Here is a 14,708-nt window from a genome sequence, read left to right as displayed (position 1 = left end):
CGCGATGGTCGTCCCGCCCGCGTTCGTTCGCCTCCGGCGAACCGACTGCGGTGTTCGCCGCTTTCAGCTGCGAGGGGGGGACGTCGTCGCCATCGCTCGATGCGAGACGCGCGCGATGCGCCTCGATCGTTCGGCAGCCAAGCGAATGAAATGCAACCGGCGCGGCAAAATACGGTTCCCGAATCATCCACCAACCGAGGCGAAGAACCATGGTCACCACTGTCGGCACCGAATCCACCTTCGAGAAGCTGGTGCAGAACCTTCTCATTCTCGAGCACGACGCCATCGCCGCGTACGACTCGACCGTCGAGAAGCTCGACGACACCGGCTACAAGGCGAAGATCGCCGAGTTCCGCGAGGACCATCTGCGCCATGTCGCCGAGTTGAAGCGTCTGGCAGCATCGCTCGGGATCGAGGCGCCCACGCAAGGCGACATGAAACAGTATCTCACCACCGGAAAGATCGCGCTCGCCGGCATCATCGGCGACAAGACGATCCTCAAGGCGATGTCGACGAACGAGATCGAGACCAAGATGGCCTACGATCACGCCTCGAAGAATGCGGCGGCCTCGTCGGATGCCCTGGCCTTCTTCCGGACGGCCTTTGCCGACGAAGACAAGCACAAGGCCTGGATGGACCAGACCGCCGCTTCCTAGCGGCGTTCGAGACGATCCCGGCCTCGACGCTTGCGCGGGAATACGGGTCCGGGTCCATGGCAGAAAACCGGGAAATCCGTCCATCGATCGGACTGCGGCCCTCCCAGCCGCGGTCCTTTTCTCTTTCAGTGACCTTCCACAAGGCGCTTCTTTTTCTGAACGAGGGCACCGAGGCTAGCTACGGGTTGCCCTTACCGCCATGCGCTCCGACGACGGTTCCCGTGCTGAAGCTCGACTCGTCGGATGCCAGAGCGACATAGAGCGAAGCGAGTTCGGCCGGCTGGCCCGCGCGACCGAGGGGCGTATCTTGCCCGAACTCTCCCATCGTTCCCTCGATCTGGCCGCCAGCGACCTGCAGGGGCGTCCAGACCGGACCGGGCGAGACCGCGTTGACCCGGATGCCCTTCACCGCGAGTTGCTTGGCCATGCCCTTGGTGAGGTTCAGGATCGCCGCCTTGGTCGAGGCGTAGTCGATCAGCTCCTCGCCGGGATCGTAGGAATTGACCGACACCGTGTTGATGATCGAGGCGCCCGGCGGCAGGCTGGGAATGGCGGCTTTGGAAAACCGGAAGACGTGGAAGACGTTGGTCTCGAAGGTCCGCACGAACTGCTCGTCGCTGATCTCGAGAATGTCGGCCTTGCTCTGCTGGTAGGCCGCGTTGTTGACGAGAAGGTCGAGGCCGCCGAGTTCGCTCACGGCCCTGCGCACCACCTCTTCGCAGGCCTGCAGCGTCCGGATGTCGGCGGGGATCGCGACGGCCTTGCGACCCGCTTCGCGAACGAGCGCCACCACCTCCTGCGCGTCCGTCTCCTCGTCGGGATGGTAGTTGATGGCGACGTCGGCCCCTTCGCGGGCGAAGGCGATCGCCGCGGCGCGTCCGATGCCGCTGTCGCCCCCGGTGACCAGCGCCCGGCGGCCGGTCAGCTTTTCCGATCCCTTGTAGCTGGTCTCGCCGCAATCCGGCACGGGAATCATCTTCGACTGCAGGGCAGGCCACGGCTGCTTCTGCTCGGGGAACGGATCGTTCGTGTACTTGGTTCGAGGGTCGCTCAGCATCGCGGCGCCCCCCGTCACAGAAGCCGCCTGTTGCGCCGTTGCCGGAGCCGCCAGGGTCGTGGCGGCGGCGCCGAGGACGGCGCCTCCGAGAACCGTGCGACGGGAAAGGGTCTGTTCGCTCATCTTTTGGGCTCCATCCCATCGGGTCGATCGCGTGTCGGCGCGTTCAGTATCGTCAGCCAGACTTGGCTTCCGCGAGCCGCGCTTCAAGCCGCCCATTCCGTCGCAGCCGAGCGCGCGGTTCCGTCGGCGCAGAGCCGGCCGCGTCATGACACGCGTCGCGGCGCGTGAAATGTCGAACGGGCGAGGCGATCCTCGTTGCGGTGCGATCCCGCCGTCGTCGGCCCGTCCACCCGGCGGCTCCCGAATGCGCGGCCGTCGATCGCGATGCGGACTTCCCATCGGGTTTCAGATGGCCGTCGGGGGCACCTCTGACGCCGCCTCGACTCGCGAGGAAAAACCTCTTCGACACCGAACCGGCCGACAGTCCCCCCAGCATCGAGTGGGCTTGCCATGGTGCCGCCCCAGCGCCTCGGCGAGCTTCAACCGACTGCGCTCGTCCATCGCCACGTGGTGGTGGACGAAGCCGTTGAGAACTTCAGCAAAGCAGAGCGAGCACATGGCCTCCACGAGCGAGTTTCGCCCGTTGTCACCTCTTCAGCGCACGGCTTTCATCAAGGCGAAAGGAGCCAGCCATCAAGGCGAAAGGAGCCAGCGACGTCGATCGAAGCAAACGAATGGGAAGGGTGGTGCCCAGGGACGGATTCGAACCGCCGACACTGCGATTTTCAATCGCATGCTCTACCAACTGAGCTACCCGGGCGCCTTCGGCAAGCGTGCAACCGGTTGGGCTGGTGCGTCTCGCCGTGGTGGAGGCCTTATAGGCACGGGCCTTTTTCCTGTCCACCCCTTTGCGCCGAACCCGCCACGAAATTCGAGCGCGCCGGGCGCTTGCGCTCCCCGGCCGGCTGTGGCAATAGCCCTCCATCGACAGGCTGCGGTAGCTCAGTGGTAGAGCACTCCATTGGTAATGGAGAGGTCGCGGGTTCAATCCCCGCTCGCAGCACCATCGGAACCCCTTATAAATCAGCACCTTCCGGCATTTCGGGCAACCCCGGCAGTTGAGCTGCCTGACAGATACGCTGACAGTTACCGTCGCCCGATCTTGCTCGCGATCGCCTTCTGATGGTCGGGATGGTGGTGACCGTACACCTCGTCCAGCATTTTCACGCTCATGCCGACGTAGCTCGACACATCATAGGGGTCGTTGCCGGCCAGCATCATCCAGGTGACCGCGGTATGTCGAAGGATGTGAGGCGTGACCGTCCCGTCGAGCTTGGCGATCCTGCAAGCTTCGACCCACGACTTGCGCTGGCTCTGGGCTCGTACCCCGCGGTAGTGGATGACGAAGGGGATGGGCGCTGGTGTCGTGCCGTCCTCGCGCGCCGGAGGGTTCATGTCCGCGTCGCGCCAGCGCCTGAGCGTATCGGCGAGCCGATCGGGAATGCGCGACGACGGCTTCCGCTTCTTCGTCTCGACCTCTCCCTCTGGGCGCCGGTGGAAGATGCCGCGGTCAAGGTCGATCCACCCGCCGGTCACGTTCGGCATCCATCCTAGATCGCGGATCGCACCTGATCTGGTGCCGGTGTAGAGGCCGATCAGGACGAAGCGCCGGATGCCGCGCGCGCCTTCCTTGTCCTCCATTTTTCGAGTCGCCAGGAGAAGACGCGCGGCCTCGGCTCGTGACAGGAAGCGTGTGCGCGGAGGAGACGCCCGCGGCAGGGTCACGGAGGGCAGGGCCGTGAAGGGGGTCTCCTTGTGGTAGGCGTTCAGGGCGGCTTGCAAGACGGCGAGTTCCCGTCGAGCGGTCCCGCCCTTCACCGTTCGCTTCAACGCCTCCTCGCTTTTCGCCCCATGGATGCCCTGCGAGGTGCGGTAGGCGACGTATTCCTTGCAAGTCGAAGCTCGGATCTCTGAGACCGTCCGGCCCTTCCACCATTTCGTCAGGGCCTTGATCGCGTACCCAGCCGCGTTGGACAGATGTTGGTTCGCGACCGTCTTCCCGTAGAAGTTCAGGACGTCCGCGACCCTGACGACATCGGGACGATTGTCCCTGACGGGCTCGTATTTCTCGGCGATGTAGTCCGCGAGCGCTTTGTCAGCTCCCTCGCGGTTCGCAGCGCGGCAGCCTGTGCCGCGCTTGACTGATCCGTCCCTGATGTACCAAAGCTCGGTGGTCGGATCGAGCCAGACGCGGGCTCCCTTTGCGGCGCGTGGCATAGACGGGTCATCTCCTCCAGGGCATTCTCCGTCACGAAATCCTTTCGGCCGATGCGGGTCAACCGCAGGCGGCCGCGAGAAGCTTCGGCCCGAAGCGTGGCGGGAGAGATGGCGCCGCGGAACACGGTGCTGCAGGCTTCCTTGAGCGTCATAAGCGTGTGGACCTCACCCATCGGCCTTATCCTCGCTGAGACTGCGGGCGAGTGCAGCTGCCAGCAACGGCACATGCTCGTCCATGATACCGCCTTGGAACTCCGTCTTGACGAAGTGCGGCATCTGCTCCGGGAGCATGTCGCTTTCGTCATCAAGGATGGCATACCGATCCACCTCCGGGTGACGCGACAACCATTCTGCTATCTCTGGACCTCGGCGGCCCTCAAGGCGCTTGGTCTGCCCGTCCTGATGACGAACGAAGGCGAACTCGCCGAATTGACGGCCTGGGATGTCGCGATAGACGCTGAAAACGCCATCGCCAACAAGCTTGCTCTCCAACTTCTCCATTCCGCGCCATGACGAGGACAGCACGATCTCGCAGCCAGTCTCACGTACCACCGTGTGCACCCTCTCGACGCATTGGTGGTCGATCGGGAAGGGGCCAAATCGACGATCCCGAAAGACGGCCTCGTTGTTCAGCACCCCATCAACGTCGAGGAAGAGGACGGCGCTCACCGCTTCTCTCCTTCCGTGCTGGCGAGGGCGGCTCGACCGGTCTCGGTGATCTCGAACTCGTAGCTGACCGACGATGTGAGATCGCCTCGATGCACACATGCCATCACCTGCTTGAAGTGGTGGCCGTGGCTATGAAGGTGCGACCAACGGTCTTTGCCGCCTGAACGAATGACATCTCGAAGGATCGCGACGCGAGCGAACTGCTGCTTCTCTGTCAGCTTCACGTCCGATCCTCCTTGGCTTCGGTGAGGGCGCGGATGGCGGCGGCGGCCTGCTCGAAGTCATAGGCCATGACCGCGGCATCACGCTCTGACACGGGCGGCCGCGCAAAAGGTCCATGCCGGCTTGCTCGTTCGGAGATGGCCTCCGCCTTTTCATGCATGGCGTCGGCCAACGTCGTTAGGTGCTGGGCGCACTCCTCCACCGTCCCCCTCCGCACCGCTTCGATCCGGGCTTGAGCGGCAGAGTTGGCCCACCGGATGGCGGCGCGAGCAGTCCGCATCTCCTGCGCGGTCATCTCGCCCATGTGGAGGCGAAGCTGCTTGGCGGGCATGTCGGGGTCTGGAAGGCCGGCGTGGATAGCCTGGGCGGCTTCCAGGGCGGCGACAACTTCGAGCAACGTCGCGCTGTCCTTCGGCCTTCCATAGTCCTGTGATTTTGCAGCACAGTAGCGCAGCCGTTCAACGAGATCGCTCATCGCCTATCTCCTTCCACCGGGGAGGGCTCAATGGAGGACCGGATGCGAGCCTCCTCAGGGAAGTTGAGGATCGCGAACTCACCGTGGTGAATGACTGCTGCAGCATCATAGGCGCGAGCTGCTTCTATCTCGCTTCTGAAATTTCCCAAGCTCATCTTCCCTAGCTTCCCAACCGATATTCTTGCGGCCCATCGTTTGTCCCTGCGAACCCAGCACACACCTCGGTAAGACGAACTGCCGGCTGGTTTTTTGTAATTTCGACAGTTTTGCTCGTTTGTGCAGGATCGAAGGTTTCCGATACGGTTGTTGCTGGGGTCTCCGTCTATGTGGTCGATGATGTTCGGGTCTTCGCCATGGACCATTTTCCATATGACCCGATGTGCCTGATAGTTCACTCCTTGAACTTTCCCGTGCTTGTAACCGCGCGCATCTGAGGTGGTGAACGCTTCACGACCGGCGTTCCGCGCATTGTAAATCAACGCCGCGAGCGAGGGGCCGCCTGGGTGACCACTTCCCATGAAGTGCTCAAGCGGCAGGGCTTTCCGCGTCAATCGGCCAGTATCGGCTTCATACGAAAGCAGAGACAGAAGAAGCGCTTGATCGGGAAGTTCTTTACTCATCGACCTTCACCCTCCACCCACCGCCATCACGGGCTTCCTCTCGGGCTTGACGATCGGCTCGGGTGTTCCAGCGCCGGAGAGCCGAGATGCCAAGGCTATCCCAGTTTTCGCCTGGAACTTCCGTATTGCACGTCCAGCAGTGCGCAACAGGGAACGCTCGATGTGCTGGATTATAAGGCGTCTCTCGTGTGCATGTTGGACCCATAATGCGGATATTGTCCTTGCCGCAGAACGGGCACGGCAGGAGTTCCGGAACATCGGCGCTGGGCTGGTTCGCTTGCGGGGTCATGCGGGCCTCCTCTTCCGGCGCGGGGTCTGGTCTCGGATGGCCTCGGCGAAGAACAGCGATTGCCACTGGTGCGTCACCATGCCGGGAATGGTAGAGGCCCGCGCGATATCGACGCGGCGCTCCTCGGCTTCCTCAAGCTGCTGGCGGGCGCTCTTCATCACTTGCCCTCCTCGGATTGGGCGGCGGCACGACCCAGCCGTTCGATGTCTGCTAGGATTAGCGCGCCAGCGCGGACGAGGTTTGATCGTTCGTCCCTCGGCTTCCACGCCGTCGCATCCCAAGGCCAGAGCATCGAAGGAGGCTTTACGGTGTTGTTGGGGTCTGCGAGCGCATAGCAGGCAGCGGCGCTGGACAAGGCGCAGGGATGCTGCCTGTCGTCGTGTTCAGCCGACCAACCTTCGACTTCGACCTGCCGGCGTCGCTCAGCTAGCACGTCTCGCCATGCCGTAGGCTCGGAGCACGTTAGGAGTGCTTTCGCGGCGTCTAGACGACCGTCCCGCTCATACCTGTTGATCTCCATCTCGTTGTGCTCACGGGCGTCCTCCGTGTCGGGATTGCCGTCGTGTTCATACGCGATGTATTCGTCGATGACGGACAGGGCTTCGCGAAGCGCGCTTCGTAGTTCCACCACAGCCGGGCAGGCCTCACCCTCGGGCGTTGTTGCAGATCCGCCATAGCGCGGGCCGGGAGGCGTCATGATGTCGCCGGTCATTTCAGAGCCCTCCTCACGAGAGGATCGGGCGGCGGCGCCTTCGCGAAGCATCTTCCCGAGGCGACTGGCGCGCTCTTCCTGTGCGAATACAGGGTTGTTCTCTTTCGCCTCCTCCAGCACCTTGCGGAGACGGGCGACCTCGGCGCGCTCGGCGTCACGCTCGGCGATGGTCTCTGCAAACTGGCGGTCAAGCTTCGCCGCCAGTTTGAGATCAACGCCCCACTGGCGCTTGGTCTGCTCATGGGCGGCGCGCTCGGCGTCTAGTTTCACCGCGAGCCAGCGCGCTTTCTCATTCCAGAAATGCCAGAGGTTTGGATCGTCAGGGGCGGCGACCGGCTGGGGCGTGGCGGATAGGGCGGCGAGGGGGAGGTTGACCGCATCGCAGAATTCGTCGCGCCGACGCTCAAGAAGTTGTCTCTCATGACCGGTGATGCGGGTGTTGTTCGCTAGAAATTCTCCGACCGCGCTCCAAAGATCTCGACCACGGTCCTCGACCGTCGCCTCCCGCAGCCCCGGCGTCTCTGTGGCTTTCGGGGCGGGGGTGAGGAGGCGCAAGTTTTGCCGCCCGTAGATATGCAGGAAGCCGGGGTCGTGCTCGACGACGAACCGAACCTTGCCAGCGCGTGTCGTGAAGCTGGAACGCACCTCACCCGGCAGCTGATAGTCGCCAGTGAACTTCTCGACCCGGTCTCCAATGGTGAACACCATCTCGGCCTCTGCTGGCGATGAATTGCGATCGGCGGTCATGGGGTGGGCTCCGGGTTTTCGGATACGGCAGCTCGACGGCGTTGAAGCGTCTCGATCTCCATGGCGCGTTCGGCCCAATACTCACCGGGTGATCCGCCATGCTCGCCACGGCGGTCGAAGTGAAAGGCGCATCGATTGAGTTCAGCCACGAGCTCGGCGTCGGTCATGGTCTGAACGTTGGGTTCGCGGTCTGATCGCAGAGAGGCGAGATGAAAGGTCTCGGCGAGACAAACAAGCTCTGCCATGATGCTCTGGCACGCGTGAGCGTAGCCGCGTCCGTAACCGACGCCGAACTCGCTCGGGTCATTGTCGAGAACAGACTGCTTCTCCTTCTCGACAGTCTCAAGGGCTCTCGCAAGCCACTGATCGTAAAGCGCCTGATGCTGGGTAAGTATGCCGCTCACGTGCTCGGCTCCGAACGGGTGGCCTGGGAGATCGCGGCGCGGGCAGCGTCTGACCGCCAAGCCGATTGCGGATTGATAAGTTCTCGCTTGGCCCAAGCCGTGACGGTCCGCTTGCCAAGGCCGTATGGGGTCAATTCGCCGTCCGTCATGTCTTCTGGCGGGGCGATCATCGCGCAGGCGTCCTGCACCCCGAGACGGTAGATCATCTCGAAAGCGTTCGCAGGTTCCTGCCCCACGCCCTCGGATGAGACGGGGAGGTCGGTCACAGGAGCATTCTCCGGTGGTAAGACCGGATCAACAGCGACCTCCTGTTCGGTACATGGCGATTTTGCTGGATGAGAAAGATCGTTGACCATCGCATGAGGATCGCGGCCTTTCTCTAGGTCATGATCGCTGTCCGACATGATCGGCTCGTTGTGCCACGCCAACTCTTGCGCGGCAGACGGACGCGGCGGCCCGCTGAAGGTCACGGGCTCTTCGTACCAAACGCGAGGCGCCGGGATCGGCTCACCCTCAGGAAGGGGCTCGCCGTCGAGCGTGTAACACTCGCGCTCGGGGCCGCAGCATTCGGCGTGGAGTTCACCGCCGCTCACATCCGGGTAATAGAGCTGCCCGTTCTGCATCGGCTTGTCGCAAGCGATGCAGTAGGCGGTGTCGGGATGGCTGGTGGGTTCGGTGCTCATCGGGAAACCTCCGAAAGCTTCTGAGCGTCGCCGCGCCGATAATCGGCCCACGGGTCAGGCCGCATGATCGTGAAGAAGCGGAGGTCGGAACCCTCGTCTTCCGGGTCGTTCCGCTCGGCGAGCGTGAATTCTGGATCGTCGCGCAGGACATGATAGTCCGGGGTTTGGAGACCAGCTTTGTCAGCTTCCACAAGAAGTGCCTCGAACTGCTCCTGCCAGTCTTGCGGCATCGCTTCCAGCGCGAGACGCGGTATTACGAGATACGGCGTTCGGTACAGTCGGTAGCTCAGAGTTCCGATCTCGCTCACAGCTTTGCACTCCGTGCCTGGAGGATGGTGTCGGATGCATCCGTCACACTCGAAAGACGAGAGAGGTAGTCAGAGAAGCCTCCGCTGAAGTAGCCAGCCTCTCGCCCCGCTCGGTAATTTCTCCAGCGAGCCTGACCAATGGATGCGGCAGGTTGGATTTGCTCGTCGAACCCGTCGATCTGAATGCGCCAATGACGGGAGCCGCAATCAGCCTGCTTAAGACGGCAGGCGTGGCATCGGGTGAAGAAGGTCATCGGATGCTGCTCCGTGCCTGGAGGATGACGCGCCGGGCCGCGTCTTCATCGCCGGATGTTTCGTAGAGGGCGGTCATGGGGTGCCTCGCGTCGAAGCGAAGCCGCGGGATCGGAGGGGCCTCTTGGATTTGGGGAACACGCCTCGATCCTTATCGCGCACGCGCTCGACCTTGCGGATCATGTTGATGTCCAGAGCCGTCTTCCCTTTGTGGCAGGGGCGGCATAGCCATTGGCCGTTGGATAGTTCGCTCTCGCCGCCCATCCAGACCGAAAGGATATGGTCCGCATCGCCCTCGCTGGGCTTGAGGACGGCGTGGCACTTCTCGCAGCAGCCGCCGGCGCGGGCTTCCATCTCCCGGCGCTGCTTGCGGGTGAAGTTGTGGGCGCGAGGCATCAGGCGGCCTTCCGCTGCGCTTCGAACCGCCCGTCCGTCACTTCCACGATCTCGTCGCGCAGAGCTTCCCAGCTGTGGCCTTGCAAGAGGCGCTCGCAAATGACGAAAAGCACGCGGCTGAACCAGCGTGAAAACTGCGCTTGATCCATGCTCTCGAAGGCAATCGACTTCGGGACGGTGTGAACCTGCCCGTTATGGTCAATGACGGTACGGACGTGACCGGTCGCGAACTTCATCCAGTCGAGAAGGCTGTCCATATCTCCTTCCCAAGCGCCACCGTCTTCCAGCTTCTTAAACAGGAGGAAAAGCATGCGGTGGTGGCGCGGATTGCGAGCCGCATGGACATCAACGATCACGTCCTTCATGGACTTGAGGGCGCGCACCATATCGCGCCCGTCCTCGTCGGTCGGGATCAGGACATCGCCTTGCGGCATCGCCATCTTTCGGAAAACGGCTTTGGTCACCCTTCAACTCTCTCGCGATGCCTCTGACCGATGCCGATCAGGTGCTCCCAATCCGGCGGGAAGAGCGTTTCTTGGTAGTGCTGGAACTCGCTCCAGACCTCCTCCCAAGTCTCGATATCTTGCACGACGCAAAGCTGCTCCTCGGCCTCGCGGAAGATGTCTTCCGGGTTAGGCGGCAGGCCGCTGCCCTGCGGCAGAGGCTCATTTGTGATCTGGGCCGGCGAGGGAGGGCCGGGCCGGATAGCCGGCGGTGGCGAGATATACGTACGTAGCGCCGCGGCGGGCGGCGAACGGGGCTGACCTGCATCCTCAATCTCTTCGCGCAAATACAGTCCGCCCAGCACGTCGGCGAACACGTCACGCAGCGCGAAGGCTCGCGCCCTCATCTGCAACATACGCTCGGGATACTGCTGCCACGGGCCAGCCTTGCCCCACAGGCTCGCCTTCTTGGCGTCCGCGACCGAGAACCGACGCGAGACCTCTTCCGCCTCACCGCGGCGCTTTACGGTGCACACAGCCGATCTGGAGTCGCCCTGGCCTTCGATTGTCTCTCGGACGAACTCACAGATTCCCGAGCCGCGAACGAGGCCCATCGCGCCGTCGCCCCAGATCGTCGGGCGACCGTTCACGACCGCGATCCGCTGCAAGGACTGCATTGGCGATAGCCCGACCTCAAGGCCCTGCATGATGGCGATCATGCACTTCTCTGGTGTGTCCATGCCCTTGGGCGCCATGCCCGCGAGGCAGACGGCCTTGCCGAGGCGGTAGGCCTCCTCCATCGTCTGCGGCACGATCGCAGCAACCCGGCCGCCAGAGGCGAGCGCGGGCGGCGCCAGTGTGGTGACGTTGCTCATGCTGCTCTCCGCTCTTCGACGATCTTCATTCCAGGCAGGCCGACGCCGGACTTGGCCGCGCGGTTGGCGAGGCTCTGAACCACTTCGCGGATTTCGGACCGGTCCTTGAGCGCCATCAGCAGCGCGTCGTAGTCGGCGATCTCGGCGGACACGAACGTGCGCAGCGAGACCTTGGCGCCGGTACGTCCGGCTGCAGCGTTCCGTGCCTTGGCGTCGTTCTCGACTTGCTGTGCTTCGCGAGCGAGGCGATCGGCGTTAGCCTGAGCTTCTGCATCGGAGTTCTGAGATGCGGACGCAGCGCGTGCGGCATCCTCGGCCTCACGACGAATTCGCGCCGCTTCCTCCGAAGCGACACGCTGGCGCTCCCGCTCGACGCGGTCCTGTTCCTGCAGGAAGGTGTCGAGGTGGCGCTTGAGCTTCGTCGCGAGCTCCTTCGGTCCATCCTTCAGATCGCGCCAGCGCTCATCAATGCGCCGGCTTTCATCTAGAGCGGGCTGCTTCTCCACCTTGTGGAGGTCGGCCGCCTTCTTCGCGATCTCGCTCAGCCGCTTCGACCAGACCGCAGCACGGTCGGCCTGTTCCTGCGTGGCGATCGGTGTGGCGAGGAACTCGTTCGCCTGCTCGGCCTCGCCGGCATACTCGATCGTCAGAGCATCGAACGGATCCGACGCGCCGCTGTTGTGTCCAATCTCGGCAGGAGCCGGTGGTTCGTCACCCCAGCCGTCGCCCCGAGCCGCGCGGCGATAGGCCTCTTCCGTCACAGGAGACCGGCAGACCCAAGTCCAAAGATCGTGCGGATCCGCGATCTCGTTGCCGAGCATCGCGACCAGTGAGCCGTCCTCAGGCCAGATGGCCACCGGGTCGAACGGGCCGTTCTTGCCGCGGCGCTTGCGATAAAAGCCCGGCTGCGGCTCGTTTTCGTGGACGGCCAGCTGCGGTGCCCGACCGACCTGCGATGGATTGGAAAGCGCGGCAAAGTACCAGTCGTAGGTGAGGCTCATGCTGCAAACTTTCTGCCGAAGATGCGCTCGCAATCTTCTTTGGTGACGGGCTTCGCGCCGAGGTTCACAGCCTCTTCGCGGGCCAGTTGGTATTCGCGGTCCGCGATGTCGGCGCGGCTCTCCGTAATGATCTCGTCGATGGACTTCCGGCGCATGGCGGCCTCATCTTGAAGGGCTTCGGTGTGGGCTCGGCGAAGGGCGGCGGCGTCGCGCTGGACGACCTTGACAAGCTGCGGGCTGCCGTTCGCGCGGGCTCTAGCCATCAGATCGAGGAAGCCGGCGCGGTTGGACCGGTAGTGGTCGTGTAGGACGCGGCCTGTGTAGGGACAGCGGGCCATCAGAATGGCCCCAGGCTATGCGCGAGGTTCGCCAAGGCGGCGACGAGCGCGAGGAACGTGATGGTGACGGCGAGAGAGGGGAGATCGGAACGGGTCATGTGGCCGCCTCTTCGAGGTCAATCACTCCCCATTCGGAAATGAAGTCGATTGCGGCGGACTTTCGACGTTCTATCAACGCAAGACAGCTAGCTTTCTCAGCGTCGCGCTTGCTCCAAACAACATCGTGCTCAGAACACTCGCGATGCTGATTTATGTAAGCGTCATCTGCTTCGCGCGATCGATACTCACCTTCAATGAGTTTGTGGCACGAGCAGCAAACCATCTCGCCAGATCGGACGACCTGAGCATCTAAATACTCGGCGTCTTTCCACTTCCGTGAAGTCATAGCCCGCCCCCATTGGCCGTGCGGAAGGAGGAGAACGCCTCCTGCGATCTCAGATGCGCGATCCGGCTGTTCTCCATGCCAGACGCGATGCAGGAGCCGAGGAACACCGTTCCAGCGATGAAGAGGAAGCCGTAGCCGAGCCAGAAGGCGCGGCGGGCGCGGTTGCTCTCGCGGAGAGGGGGCATAGTGTGGGTTTCGTGGATGGGGGTGAACATCAGGCAGCCCCTTCGATGGAGGGGATGGTGAGACCATGCTCTTGGGCGAAATCCGCTAGCCGATCCTTCATACTGCCAGGAGACGAGGCCCCGTCGTGCATATCTTGAAGACGACGAATATCATTGATACTGATCAAGCCGAAAAGCCGCGCAAAAACTTCAAATGCTTCGATAAAACCAGATGCACTGGTCCCCACAGAGGCCCCCTCCATTTTCCCCGTGTAGAGGTCGTCGGGGATGCAGTGACCGATGGCGCAACGCCGGCCATCAACGCCGCGGTATGCGCAGGAGGCGTGAAGGTACTCATCTGAGCCGATGGCGAAGAGTTTTTGCGTAGACTTCACAAAACCCTGCGCAGCCAAGCCGCAATAAGCGTCATCGAACACTTCCTGCAATGTTTCGTAGTGCTGTCGTGTCACGATCTGTTCTCCAGCTGTAAGGGGTTCAGGCGAAGCAAAGGCGGGGATTGGCCGCGTGGAACGCCAGTCGAGCACGAGCGTCACGAATGGCGCGCTTCGCGTGAGCGATGGTCTCCGGGTTGCGGTTGAAGCGATCGCTCAAGCGTCTGGCGTAGAGTTCGCAGTAGTAGGCCTCGATGCCGTAGCGGAATGGGCCGCGCAGAAGATGGGCTAGGACGCGCAACTTATTGATGAGCTTGGACATGATCTGTTCTCCGGGTGACTGGCGCTTCGGTGGAAGGCCGCAGGGGAGTGCGGCCCTCGGTCGAGGCGTCAGGCCATCGCCTTGGTGCTGATGGCGTCGAGGATCGCGTCGCGCAGATCGAGATACGCTGCAGACCACGCTGCCGACCACGCTGCCGACTCCGCTGCCGACCACGCTGCCGACCACGCTGCCGACTCCGCTGCCGACCACGCTGCCGACCACGCTGCCGACCACGCTGCCGACCTCGCTGCCGACCTCGCTGCCGACTCCGCTGCCGACTCCGCTGCCGAATCCGCTGCCGACCACGCTGCCGACCACGCTGCCGACTCCGCTGCCGACTCCGCTGCCGACCTCGCTGCCGACCTCGCTGCCGACTCCGCTGCCGACCACGCTGCCGACCTCGCTGCCGACTCCGCTGCCGACCTCGCTGCCGACTCCGCTGCCGACTCCGCTGCCGACCACGCTGCCGACCACGCCTTCTCTTCGATCGCCTCGCCGCCAGCGGCACGCTCATGCAGATCCATGACGGTCTTGACCGCCTCAGCAGCCGAACCCGCCGTGACGTAGCTCAAGCGCAGGATGCCGAGGTGGACGCGGTGAAGCGTCTGCTGCCAATCAATGTCGCCGTTCCGAGACGCGATCACTTCGGCCAACTGGACGTGCCAGCGCATGTTGTCAGGCTGCGGCAGGCCCTCGAACATCGTATCCTGCAGCAGTGCCAGCCATTCGGGGTAGCCGTAGTAGTCGGCGACGATCCGGTGCTTGCCGTCGAGTCCTTCGATCTCGTCCGCCGTCTTGTCGGCGAAGATGTGATGCAGGTGGCAACCCACCGAGCAGCCCTTGAAGCCGCCGTCTTCGGCTGCGTAGAAACCCTTCGCCAGCATGTCGGCGGCGAAGTGCGCCTGCGACTGCTCCAGCAGCTCGGCGTGACGGTTGGCGATTGTGTCCATTGTGCTGGGCTCCATCCGGCGCGTCATTCGCTGCCGATGGATGGAAGATACGCAACGTATCGCAGGAG

Annotated in this window: 22 protein-coding genes and 2 tRNA genes; 2 read left to right on the top strand and 22 right to left on the bottom strand. The window is 63.2% G+C overall.

The annotated features are described in order from the left end of the window. Positions 1 to 209 precede the first annotated feature (209 nt). Positions 210 to 656, top strand: coding sequence for a DUF2383 domain-containing protein (locus tag GGR04_RS05410; protein WP_183198599.1), 447 nt, complete (start codon positions 210 to 212; stop codon positions 654 to 656). Positions 657 to 834: 178 nt separating this feature from the next. Here GGR04_RS05410 and GGR04_RS05405 read toward each other — a convergent pair whose 3' ends face one another. Then, positions 835 to 1,836 carry an SDR family oxidoreductase gene (locus GGR04_RS05405; protein ID WP_183198597.1) on the bottom strand — a complete coding sequence of 334 codons (1,002 nt, stop codon included), beginning with the start codon at positions 1,834 to 1,836 and terminating at the stop codon, positions 835 to 837. Between the two features lie 624 nt (positions 1,837 to 2,460). Next, positions 2,461 to 2,536 (bottom strand) — tRNA-Phe (locus tag GGR04_RS05400). A 171-nt stretch (positions 2,537 to 2,707) separates the two neighbouring features. Here GGR04_RS05400 and GGR04_RS05395 point away from each other — a divergent pair. Beyond that, a tRNA-Thr gene (locus tag GGR04_RS05395) sits at positions 2,708 to 2,782 on the top strand. Between the two features lie 80 nt (positions 2,783 to 2,862). Here GGR04_RS05395 and GGR04_RS05390 read toward each other — a convergent pair. The 20 genes from GGR04_RS05390 to GGR04_RS05295 all read right to left on the bottom strand — a co-directional run bounded on the left by GGR04_RS05390 (position 2,863) and on the right by GGR04_RS05295 (position 14,640). After that, positions 2,863 to 3,558, bottom strand: coding sequence for a site-specific integrase (locus GGR04_RS05390; RefSeq protein WP_183198594.1), 696 nt, complete (start codon positions 3,556 to 3,558; stop codon positions 2,863 to 2,865). Positions 3,559 to 4,158: 600 nt separating this feature from the next. Beyond that, entirely contained in the window at positions 4,159 to 4,662 is a 504-nt protein-coding gene (locus GGR04_RS05385) for an HAD domain-containing protein (RefSeq protein ID WP_183198592.1), read from the bottom strand. Further along, positions 4,659 to 4,886, bottom strand: coding sequence for a hypothetical protein (locus tag GGR04_RS05380; protein WP_183198590.1), 228 nt, complete (start codon positions 4,884 to 4,886; stop codon positions 4,659 to 4,661). The genes GGR04_RS05385 and GGR04_RS05380 overlap by 4 nt, the downstream gene beginning before the upstream one ends. Beyond that, positions 4,883 to 5,359: a hypothetical protein gene (locus tag GGR04_RS05375; RefSeq protein WP_183198588.1), complete on the bottom strand. Its 477-nt coding sequence runs from the start codon at positions 5,357 to 5,359 to the stop codon at positions 4,883 to 4,885. The genes GGR04_RS05380 and GGR04_RS05375 overlap by 4 nt, the downstream gene beginning before the upstream one ends. Then, a complete protein-coding gene (locus GGR04_RS05370) occupies positions 5,356 to 5,979 on the bottom strand; it encodes an HNH endonuclease signature motif containing protein (protein WP_183198586.1) in 624 nt (207 codons plus the stop codon). The genes GGR04_RS05375 and GGR04_RS05370 overlap by 4 nt, the downstream gene beginning before the upstream one ends. Before the next feature lie 285 nt (positions 5,980 to 6,264). Continuing rightward, on the bottom strand, positions 6,265 to 6,426 hold the full coding sequence (locus tag GGR04_RS05365; RefSeq protein ID WP_183198585.1) for a hypothetical protein: 162 nt from the start codon (positions 6,424 to 6,426) through the stop codon (positions 6,265 to 6,267). Next, on the bottom strand, positions 6,426 to 7,727 hold the full coding sequence (locus tag GGR04_RS05360) for a hypothetical protein (protein ID WP_183198583.1): 1,302 nt from the start codon (positions 7,725 to 7,727) through the stop codon (positions 6,426 to 6,428). Before GGR04_RS05360 ends, GGR04_RS05365 begins: the two co-directional genes overlap by 1 nt. Next, positions 7,724 to 8,131: a hypothetical protein gene (locus tag GGR04_RS05355; protein ID WP_183198581.1), complete on the bottom strand. Its 408-nt coding sequence runs from the start codon at positions 8,129 to 8,131 to the stop codon at positions 7,724 to 7,726. Before GGR04_RS05355 ends, GGR04_RS05360 begins: the two co-directional genes overlap by 4 nt. Then, positions 8,128 to 8,814, bottom strand: a complete 687-nt coding sequence (locus GGR04_RS05350) for a hypothetical protein (RefSeq protein ID WP_183198579.1) — start codon at positions 8,812 to 8,814, stop codon at positions 8,128 to 8,130. The genes GGR04_RS05355 and GGR04_RS05350 overlap by 4 nt, the downstream gene beginning before the upstream one ends. Next, positions 8,811 to 9,122 (bottom strand): hypothetical protein, encoded by a 312-nt coding sequence (locus tag GGR04_RS05345; RefSeq protein WP_183198577.1) that lies wholly within the window; start codon positions 9,120 to 9,122, stop codon positions 8,811 to 8,813. Before GGR04_RS05345 ends, GGR04_RS05350 begins: the two co-directional genes overlap by 4 nt. Next, a complete protein-coding gene (locus tag GGR04_RS05340) occupies positions 9,119 to 9,376 on the bottom strand; it encodes a hypothetical protein (RefSeq protein ID WP_183198575.1) in 258 nt (85 codons plus the stop codon). The genes GGR04_RS05345 and GGR04_RS05340 overlap by 4 nt, the downstream gene beginning before the upstream one ends. 73 nt (positions 9,377 to 9,449) lie before the next feature. After that, positions 9,450 to 9,770 (bottom strand): HNH endonuclease, encoded by a 321-nt coding sequence (locus tag GGR04_RS05335; RefSeq protein ID WP_183198573.1) that lies wholly within the window; start codon positions 9,768 to 9,770, stop codon positions 9,450 to 9,452. Further along, positions 9,770 to 10,234 (bottom strand): DUF1367 family protein, encoded by a 465-nt coding sequence (locus GGR04_RS24390; RefSeq protein ID WP_183198571.1) that lies wholly within the window; start codon positions 10,232 to 10,234, stop codon positions 9,770 to 9,772. The genes GGR04_RS05335 and GGR04_RS24390 overlap by 1 nt, the downstream gene beginning before the upstream one ends. After that, complete coding sequence (locus tag GGR04_RS05325) at positions 10,231 to 11,088, bottom strand: recombinase RecT (protein ID WP_183198569.1); 858 nt, start codon at positions 11,086 to 11,088, stop codon at positions 10,231 to 10,233. The genes GGR04_RS24390 and GGR04_RS05325 overlap by 4 nt, the downstream gene beginning before the upstream one ends. After that, positions 11,085 to 12,089, bottom strand: coding sequence for a hypothetical protein (locus tag GGR04_RS05320; protein ID WP_246392671.1), 1,005 nt, complete (start codon positions 12,087 to 12,089; stop codon positions 11,085 to 11,087). The genes GGR04_RS05325 and GGR04_RS05320 overlap by 4 nt, the downstream gene beginning before the upstream one ends. Further along, the gene (locus GGR04_RS05315) at positions 12,086 to 12,427 is read right to left on the bottom strand and encodes a hypothetical protein (protein ID WP_183198567.1); all 342 of its coding nucleotides are present in this window, start codon (positions 12,425 to 12,427) and stop codon (positions 12,086 to 12,088) included. The genes GGR04_RS05320 and GGR04_RS05315 overlap by 4 nt, the downstream gene beginning before the upstream one ends. A gap of 381 nt (positions 12,428 to 12,808) precedes the next feature. Next, complete coding sequence (locus GGR04_RS05310; RefSeq protein WP_183198566.1) at positions 12,809 to 12,997, bottom strand: hypothetical protein; 189 nt, start codon at positions 12,995 to 12,997, stop codon at positions 12,809 to 12,811. 29 nt (positions 12,998 to 13,026) lie between these two features. Then, positions 13,027 to 13,446, bottom strand: coding sequence for a hypothetical protein (locus GGR04_RS05305; protein ID WP_183198564.1), 420 nt, complete (start codon positions 13,444 to 13,446; stop codon positions 13,027 to 13,029). Between the two features lie 25 nt (positions 13,447 to 13,471). Further along, positions 13,472 to 13,690, bottom strand: a complete 219-nt coding sequence (locus GGR04_RS05300) for a hypothetical protein (RefSeq protein ID WP_183198562.1) — start codon at positions 13,688 to 13,690, stop codon at positions 13,472 to 13,474. A 68-nt stretch (positions 13,691 to 13,758) separates the two neighbouring features. Beyond that, positions 13,759 to 14,640, bottom strand: coding sequence for a hypothetical protein (locus tag GGR04_RS05295; RefSeq protein WP_183198560.1), 882 nt, complete (start codon positions 14,638 to 14,640; stop codon positions 13,759 to 13,761). Positions 14,641 to 14,708: the final 68 nt, after the last annotated feature.

This window comes from Aureimonas pseudogalii (assembly GCF_014196835.1).
GTDB lineage: Bacteria > Pseudomonadota > Alphaproteobacteria > Rhizobiales > Rhizobiaceae > Aureimonas > Aureimonas pseudogalii.
The sequence above is the reverse complement of the archived record's forward strand: the minus strand, read 5'-3'. Positions and strand labels throughout refer to the sequence as shown.

Bases quoted from the DNA above. Each gene is read 5' to 3' on its own strand.
- GGR04_RS05335 (WP_183198573.1), bottom strand. From the start codon at position 9,770: ATGCCTCGCGCCCACAACTTCACCCGCAAGCAGCGCCGGGAGATGGAA.
- GGR04_RS05365 (WP_183198585.1), bottom strand. From the start codon at position 6,426: ATGAAGAGCGCCCGCCAGCAGCTTGAGGAAGCCGAGGAGCGCCGCGTC.
- GGR04_RS05300 (WP_183198562.1), bottom strand. From the start codon at position 13,690: ATGTCCAAGCTCATCAATAAGTTGCGCGTCCTAGCCCATCTTCTGCGC.
- GGR04_RS05350 (WP_183198579.1), bottom strand. From the start codon at position 8,814: ATGAGCACCGAACCCACCAGCCATCCCGACACCGCCTACTGCATCGCT.
- GGR04_RS05340 (WP_183198575.1), bottom strand. From the start codon at position 9,376: ATGACCTTCTTCACCCGATGCCACGCCTGCCGTCTTAAGCAGGCTGAT.
- GGR04_RS05405 (WP_183198597.1), bottom strand. From the start codon at position 1,836: ATGAGCGAACAGACCCTTTCCCGTCGCACGGTTCTCGGAGGCGCCGTC.
- GGR04_RS05320 (WP_246392671.1), bottom strand. From the start codon at position 12,089: ATGAGCCTCACCTACGACTGGTACTTTGCCGCGCTTTCCAATCCATCG.
- GGR04_RS05315 (WP_183198567.1), bottom strand. From the start codon at position 12,427: ATGGCCCGCTGTCCCTACACAGGCCGCGTCCTACACGACCACTACCGG.
- GGR04_RS05375 (WP_183198588.1), bottom strand. From the start codon at position 5,359: ATGAGCGATCTCGTTGAACGGCTGCGCTACTGTGCTGCAAAATCACAG.
- GGR04_RS05360 (WP_183198583.1), bottom strand. From the start codon at position 7,727: ATGACCGCCGATCGCAATTCATCGCCAGCAGAGGCCGAGATGGTGTTC.
- GGR04_RS05370 (WP_183198586.1), bottom strand. From the start codon at position 5,979: ATGAGTAAAGAACTTCCCGATCAAGCGCTTCTTCTGTCTCTGCTTTCG.
- GGR04_RS05325 (WP_183198569.1), bottom strand. From the start codon at position 11,088: ATGAGCAACGTCACCACACTGGCGCCGCCCGCGCTCGCCTCTGGCGGC.
- GGR04_RS05410 (WP_183198599.1), top strand. From the start codon at position 210: ATGGTCACCACTGTCGGCACCGAATCCACCTTCGAGAAGCTGGTGCAG.
- GGR04_RS05295 (WP_183198560.1), bottom strand. From the start codon at position 14,640: ATGGACACAATCGCCAACCGTCACGCCGAGCTGCTGGAGCAGTCGCAG.
- GGR04_RS05310 (WP_183198566.1), bottom strand. From the start codon at position 12,997: ATGCCCCCTCTCCGCGAGAGCAACCGCGCCCGCCGCGCCTTCTGGCTC.